The organism is Microcystis sp. M53603_WE2 (assembly GCF_030065435.1).
Genome location: NZ_JASJFF010000883.1, coordinates 1 through 6,602, shown reverse-complemented (window position 1 = coordinate 6,602; position 6,602 = coordinate 1). Strand labels below are relative to the sequence as shown.

Here is a 6,602-nt window from a genome sequence, read left to right as displayed (position 1 = left end):
CCACTATTGGCTGTAATCCTAACAATAACGCCGCACCGTCCACCCCTTCAATACTAATATTCAAATTTCCGGCTAATCTTTGGCTAGGATGACCATTGAGATAAATTCTGTCTAATTGACTGATAATCTCCCATAAACGGGCTTTTAACTGATTTAAGTAGCCGGTATCTTCTTCAATCGCTTTGATGCCCAATTCTACTGCCTTGGCAAAACCGACAATTTGCGGTGTAAATATTGTACCCGATCGCAGTCCTTTTTCCTGGCCTCCCCCTTGAATTTGAGCGGCGAGACGAACTCTGGGGTTCCGGCGCCGGACGTACAGCGCACCGATTCCCTTCGGTCCGTGGACTTTGTGGGCAGTTAAGGACATCATATCTATATTCATTTCCTCCACATCTAGGGGAATTTTGCCGATTGCTTGGGCCGCGTCCGTATGAAAAAGTACCTGATACTGGCGACAAATCGCCCCAATTGCCGCTAAAGGTTGAATCACCCCAATCTCGTTATTAGCAGCCATAATTGACAGCAAAATCGTGTCAGGACGCAAAGATTTTTCTAGTAGTTCCAAGTCAATTAGGCCATCAGCACCGACGGGTAAAATTGTCACCTCAAAACCCAATTTTTCCAGATAATGACAGGGATCTAAAATGGCCCGATGTTCTGTCACCACCGTAACTAGGTGTCGTCCCTTGGCGAAATAAGCTTCGGCAACCCCTTTGATAGCCAGGTTATTGGCCTCCGTTGCCCCACTGGTAAAAATAATTTCTTCGGGACTACTATTAATAGCAGCGGCGATTGTTTCTCGTGCCTGTTTAACCGCAGCCTCGGCTGTCCAACCATAGACATGATTAATACTACTGGCATTACCAAAGTGTTCGGTAAAATAGGGCAACATCGCCGCCAGAACCTGCGGCTCCATCGGTGTCGTGGCGTGGCAATCTAGATAAATCGGCTTTTGAGACATATTTTTCCCCCGCGGGGGATTTGAGAAGGAGATATCCCCTATTTTAAGAGAATCTCTGAAAGTGCATTGCTAATCTATGTTAACAAAAAAGTATCGGATAGCAGTCAACAGCTGACGACTCAGGCCAGAACTTTAAGATTTAATAATGAGAGCGCAATCGCTCCCTGAGAGCAGTTACAATTCCCCTATTCCAATGTTGTTCAGCAACCCAACAGGATTAATAACACATATTTTCCCGCTCAATCATGGCTAAAAAATCGAAGGCATTTAGTGAACTGCTCAGGCTGCAGAAAATGTCCCAAGGATCCGAAAAACCCTTGAAAAGCTTTGAGAAGAAATTAAGAGAAAAGTCCTTGCCTTTCAAGGAAATTGTCGTCTCTCCTTCTGGGGAAGTCACAATGTCGGAAGTTCTGGAGGATTTTATCGAGCCTTACCGCGAATCCAATGAAACAAAGGGATCTATGCGAACACTGCTGACCATAGGGATAATCGCTTGGAATCTGGCGTTGTCCCCCGAGTCAAAGCGGCAAGAGATGATAGACCGAGTTTTTAACAAAGACCTTCTTAAAGGAGATAAAAGGCTCAAGGCGGATATTCAAGGGCTAATCGACGAGCTAATCGCTAGGAAAAACCGTTATTTCTCGGAAAACAAGCGGATGATTGTGGATTTTGAGTTAAAAGAGCTAGGAAGCGAGTATCATCTCTCGGTTGCCTCCAGCTTGTCGCCCGAATTTTCCGAGTCAGAGTTTGCCTTCAAAGTCGGCGACTCGGTCATCGTCAAACAGGGTGTACTCGACCCAGATTTGGGGACTGACATCGGTGGTTGGCAAGGAAGAATTGTGACAATTGAGCGGCAGAGCAATCTCATCGGCATTGAATGGGATAGCATCACCCTGAAAAACATCCCCAGTTCGGTGATTGACCAGTGTGAACTGGAAAACCTAGACTGGGCCCAAATGTACCTCTCCTCAACGGATGTGGAATTAACCCAACCTCGAGATACAGAAGAAGATGTGGCCGCCATCATTGAGCAAATTGAGTCTAACATCGTTGGAGCTATTTAGCAGAAAAGAGAAAGGCGATTCAGGCGGTTGGCCGACGTTGACCATGAGGATGAAATGGCGGCTTTAGGCGCTTGGAAAAAAACACTTGATTCATTACCCTATTGACCATCGAGCAGCGATTTGGAGGAGAGAAATTTGAGATGGATGATTCCCAGAAATATGAGGCTGACTGTCAAAAGATAAGAAAAGTCAATCATGAATTACTAAAGGATTTCGAGAGTTGGCTAGAATCATCAGGTTTGTCGGAAAAAACCATTAATAATCATATTTCAAATATAGATTTTTATATCAACGAATATTTACTCTATGAGGATGCAGTAGAAGCTAAAGACGGGGTAGATATGGTCGGTGACTTTTTGGGTTATTGGTTTATCAAAAAGGCCCTGTGGGCCAGTCAATCAAGCCTCAAGGCTAACGCAGGTAGTCTGAAAAAGTTCTACACTTTCTTACTGGAAAAAGGCCTAATAGATAAAGATGATTTGCGAGAACTTAAAGAAACCATCAAGGAAGAAATGAGTGAATGGCTGGAAACCCTAGAGTGATACGATGACCCATTGAGTGAAGATATGTGGGATGTTTGGTGATTTTAGCCGAGGGGCAATCCCCCACCCTCTGGCTGAGAAGCTATAATATCATTGTCAGGACACAAGGAGAGCGAGACAATGGAAACATTAGAATTAGAAAGCTGCCAGTCGATTCTTAAAGCTGGTCAAACGACGACCGAAAGAGCGTTAGAATTATTTGACGCTCTCGAACCCGTGAGTTTAGACTTTATGCTCGGTGTTTGGCAAGGTTCTGGACTTCAGACAAATCACCCCATGGATGGTTTATTAGAAGCATCTAATTGGTATGGTAAAGAGTTTGTCGATACCGAGAATGTCCACCCCCTGTTATTTTTAGATGGTCAGGGAAAAATTTTTAAGGTAGCACCCAATCCCACGGCCATGAACTGGATTGTTAAGCTGCCGATACTCAAAAATAATTCTCTGAAACCTTTACTGATGCTGACCAACTCCTTGCTGAAAACAGAGACAAGTCAGGCTAGACTGCGAATGATGGAATATCGGGGCAAAGTCAGCGCCACGATGATTTATGATTATTTGCCGATTAATGACTCTTTTCGGAAAGTAGATGATAATACCGTGCTGGGAATTATGGATTTTAAAAACTCTCCCCAACCTTTCTTTTTTGTTCTCAAGCGATGTCAAAGACCTCTTAATTCTTGAGGTTCGATTTAAACCCTTCATTATTGACGATATAATAAGATTATTGCCGTCCTTTTTCGGCTCGATTATCAATTGCAATGACTCGCCAAATTCACGACCAATTTGCTAAGGAGTATTTAGAGGAATTGTTAGCACCTCTAGGGACGATTAGAAAGAGCAAGAAAGTAAAAAGCGAGGTTCAAGAAATTGATGTCTGGTTTGAACCGGCCAGTTCACCATCAAGGAATAAACTCCCTTTAGGGTTACTCGGAAAAATGGCGGCGACTTCCTGCTTGTTTGAACCTTTCCGCAACTCTCCCTCAGAAATAGAGATTCGCAGTTGTATATCAAAGTTATATGCGGTTCATAATGACCTCTTAAGGAAGGCGAAACGGTCAAACAAAGCTCTAACTGCAGCAGAATTGCCAGTTTTATGGATTCTCACGCCCACCTTTTCAGCTAGAATGATTCAAGGATTCAGGGCTGACAGCGATGAGAGTAATTGGTTGAAAGGGGTTTACTTTTTAGCTGACTTCCTCAAAACAGCCATAGTCGCCATCCATCAATTACCGGTGAATGAAGACACTTTATGGTTGAGGGTTTTAGGAAAAGGAGGAACTCAGAAACGAGCCGTAGAAGAGTTAGTTGAACTTCCCCAACCTAACCCTTTTCGAGAAAATTTACTGGAAATCTTAGCCAACTGGCGCAAGAATTTAGAGTTGAGGGATAATTTAAGTGTAGAGGAACAGGAGGTCATTATGAACTTATCACCAGCTTATCTAAAGCAGCGAAAAGATTGGAAGGAAGAGGGAAAACAAGAAGGGAGACAAGAAGGGAGACAAGAAGGGAGACAAGAAGGCACCTTAGAAGAACGTTACTCGATGATAGCCAGTCTTCTGGAAGGAAGGTTCGGAACTCTAGATTCGGAATTATCCGCTCTGGTGGAACGGATTGCCCAACTTCCCATCTCGGAACGCACCGAGTTAATTCTTTCTCTGGCGAATTTATCCCGCTCCTCACTATTAGAAAGATTGAGAGACAATTAAATTTTCAGTCCGCTTCAGCCTTAAATCCTGATGGTAGAGAGACTCCGCAGGGCGACACGGATTCCTATTATAGTAAAAGGTTAGCAAAAATTTTTGAGTTTGTCAAGTCTTTTGCGAAAAAAAAGCTGAAAAAATTTCAGCCCGATAATTATCTATAATTGTCTCTTAGTTTAGTTTTTAGAGGAGACAATCGCCAATTCTTGCCGCCAAACTAGCAGGGATTTCTCCCAAGCTAGTTCCCATTTTTGCGCCAAAAAAGGTCGAGTATTTTTGCCCAAATTATAGGGAGCATCCCAATTTTGCCATAAGTATAAATGCTTAGAGACTAAAAACGTTAGCTAAGGCAAAATAAAGAGAAACAATTAAACGGTAGAATCATGAATACAGACCAAAAAGAACAACTAGATCAACATTTAAAAGCCATTGCTCAAATTCTAGTCGATAATACCCCAGAAGAACAACTACGTAGCTTTGAGGGCATTGAAACCGCCCTGCGAGACCATTGGCTGACTACATTGGGTCCTGCCATAGGCAATTTTTTTTTGAATCAGCAACAGGAACCCAAGCAGGGCGAACCAAAAGCGTAAGCAGTATCATAGGGAAAGTCAAGATAAGCGAGAAACAAGCCGATAAACTAGGATTAAGCAAGAATAATCGATTAAGTCCCATGCTGGAGAAATGTTGCTTAGGAGCAGTGGCTAAAGTCTCTTTTGAAGATGCGGAAAAAGATATCAAAATGGCGACAGGAATGGCAGTTTCAGGCAGTAGTCAACAGAGGCTTGTACAAAGATATAAATTTGAGGAAGCAGAAGCAAAGAGTCCGGTAGAAGCATTGAGTGTAGATGGAGGAAAAGTCAGAATCAGAACGCCCAAAGGACAACCGAGTCAATGGAGAGATTACAAAGCAGTAAGTCTGCATGGTCAAGAATGTGCGGGATTTTTTCAGCAAAATGAAGAATTACTGGAATGGGTGAACCGTCAGCCCTTAACAGAGGTAGTCACCTGTTTAGGAGATGGTCATGATGGGGTGTGGAATCTGATGGAGAAAATCGGTGTTAAAAGGAGAGAAATATTGGATTGGTATCATTTAGTAGAGAATATGAATAAAATAGGCGGGTCAAACAAGCGTCTGAATAGAATCAAAGAGAATTTATGGAAAGGAGAGGTGAAAAGAGTTTTAGAGGAATTAGAGGGATGCAAAAAGAAACAGGCTATAAATTTCACCAAATATGTCGATAAACATCGAGAAAGAATACCCAATTACGAACTCTATCAATCACAAGGGATTTGCATCGGTTCTGGAAGTGTAGAGTCAAAGATTAAGCAAATAGGTGCAAGAATGAAAATTGTGGGAGCACAATGGAAAGCAGAGAATGTTCCTCAGTATTTGAAGCTACGTTGTGCTTATCTCAACGGCGATATTGCCTGAGTATTTTTACTCATTGCAAAACTGGGATGCTCCCAAGTCACTTTCAAATTGACAGCCCGATTAATAATCTTGGTGTTAATCGAGATAACTGACTTTTTCACGACTACTTGTAGTGGCTTGCAAACAGTAAATTTTGAACCAGAATTAACTACAACTATGCGTAAGGAAAAGGTTGATTTTTTATCACGAAAGCTCGACCCCCTGAGCCTGTTGCAGCTGTTCCCAAGCATCCTCCCCCACCTCACGCACATATTCCTTTGCCTTTGCTAAGTATTCCTCCCGTCCGTATAGTTTGGGGATGGTTTCGCGCATCCGAAATACGCGAGCGCTCTGGCTGAGGATGTAGGTAACTTGCTGACTATCTTCTCCCAACAGCGACAAACTGGGAGGAGTTAAAATGATGGTTGCGTCTCTTGTGGCGGTGGTTTTCGGGTTGGTGGCGCAAATCAGGCCATGATAAACTAGAATACAAGAGCTATTCTAAATCAATAAGAATATGCACATCATCAGCCGTAAAAAACTGCGGCGATTTTCCGGAAAACACGCCGATGCTGCCAATGCCATTAATACTTGGTATAAAATTGCTAGTAAAGCAGAGTGGAAAAACCTAGCTGAAGTTCAAGCTGTGTATTCTCAAGCGGAAGCTGTTGGTAATTTCACGGTCTTTAATATCAAAGGTAATCGCTATCGTCTAATTGTAGATATCGTTTACAAAGATCAAATAATTTACATCAAGTACATTTTGACTCACGCGGAGTATGACAAAGATGAGTGGAAAAATGACCCTTACTTTAAACCGTGATACCTACGGAAGGTTACTAGCCGAGTATCTACCAAAAGTAATAGAAAACGATGCAGAAAACGAACAGGCTATTAACCTAGCTGAGGCCTTAT

General features: G+C 42.7%; 8 protein-coding genes and 1 pseudogene. 7 read left to right on the top strand and 2 right to left on the bottom strand.

Annotated elements, in window-relative coordinates:
* Window positions 1–964: cysteine desulfurase family protein (locus PX481_RS18785; protein ID WP_288095416.1), on the bottom strand; the 964-nt coding region annotated here is incomplete at its 3' end.
* Between the two features lie 245 nt (window positions 965–1,209).
* On the opposite strand from PX481_RS18785, the gene PX481_RS18780 reads away from it, so the two are divergent.
* The 5 genes from PX481_RS18780 (at window position 1,210) to PX481_RS18760 (ending at window position 5,708) form a co-directional block, all read left to right on the top strand.
* Window positions 1,210–2,028, top strand: coding sequence for a hypothetical protein (locus tag PX481_RS18780; protein ID WP_002762325.1), 819 nt, complete (start codon window positions 1,210–1,212; stop codon window positions 2,026–2,028).
* A gap of 140 nt (window positions 2,029–2,168) precedes the next feature.
* Entirely contained in the window at window positions 2,169–2,570 is a 402-nt protein-coding gene (locus PX481_RS18775) for a phage integrase SAM-like domain-containing protein (RefSeq protein WP_002740193.1), read from the top strand.
* A gap of 120 nt (window positions 2,571–2,690) precedes the next feature.
* A complete protein-coding gene (locus tag PX481_RS18770; protein ID WP_002762329.1) occupies window positions 2,691–3,254 on the top strand; it encodes a DUF4334 domain-containing protein in 564 nt (187 codons plus the stop codon).
* Window positions 3,255–3,331: 77 nt separating this feature from the next.
* Window positions 3,332–4,279 (top strand): RpnC/YadD family protein, encoded by a 948-nt coding sequence (locus tag PX481_RS18765; RefSeq protein WP_288095412.1) that lies wholly within the window; start codon window positions 3,332–3,334, stop codon window positions 4,277–4,279.
* Between the two features lie 377 nt (window positions 4,280–4,656).
* Window positions 4,657–5,708 (top strand): ISKra4-like element ISMae18 family transposase gene (locus PX481_RS18760; RefSeq protein WP_288095410.1). Its coding sequence is split into 2 segments (ribosomal slippage): window positions 4,657–4,813 and window positions 4,813–5,708, totalling 1,053 coding nucleotides; the frame shifts between segments, so codons are not numbered across the junction.
* Between the two features lie 183 nt (window positions 5,709–5,891).
* Here the strand turns inward: PX481_RS18760 and PX481_RS18755 are convergent.
* Window positions 5,892–6,089 (bottom strand): hypothetical protein, encoded by a 198-nt coding sequence (locus PX481_RS18755; protein WP_002758075.1) that lies wholly within the window; start codon window positions 6,087–6,089, stop codon window positions 5,892–5,894.
* A gap of 115 nt (window positions 6,090–6,204) precedes the next feature.
* Here PX481_RS18755 and PX481_RS18750 point away from each other — a divergent pair, with 115 nt between their 5' ends.
* Window positions 6,205–6,510, top strand: coding sequence for a type II toxin-antitoxin system HigB family toxin (locus PX481_RS18750; RefSeq protein WP_288025881.1), 306 nt, complete (start codon window positions 6,205–6,207; stop codon window positions 6,508–6,510).
* Window positions 6,476–6,602: pseudogene (locus PX481_RS18745) on the top strand (transcriptional regulator); the annotation flags it as partial. The gene PX481_RS18750 and the pseudogene PX481_RS18745, both read left to right, overlap by 35 nt.

Bases quoted from the DNA above. Each gene is read 5' to 3' on its own strand.
- PX481_RS18780 (WP_002762325.1), top strand. From the start codon at position 1,210: ATGGCTAAAAAATCGAAGGCATTTAGTGAACTGCTCAGGCTGCAGAAA.
- PX481_RS18775 (WP_002740193.1), top strand. From the start codon at position 2,169: ATGGATGATTCCCAGAAATATGAGGCTGACTGTCAAAAGATAAGAAAA.
- PX481_RS18770 (WP_002762329.1), top strand. From the start codon at position 2,691: ATGGAAACATTAGAATTAGAAAGCTGCCAGTCGATTCTTAAAGCTGGT.
- PX481_RS18765 (WP_288095412.1), top strand. From the start codon at position 3,332: ATGACTCGCCAAATTCACGACCAATTTGCTAAGGAGTATTTAGAGGAA.
- PX481_RS18750 (WP_288025881.1), top strand. From the start codon at position 6,205: ATGCACATCATCAGCCGTAAAAAACTGCGGCGATTTTCCGGAAAACAC.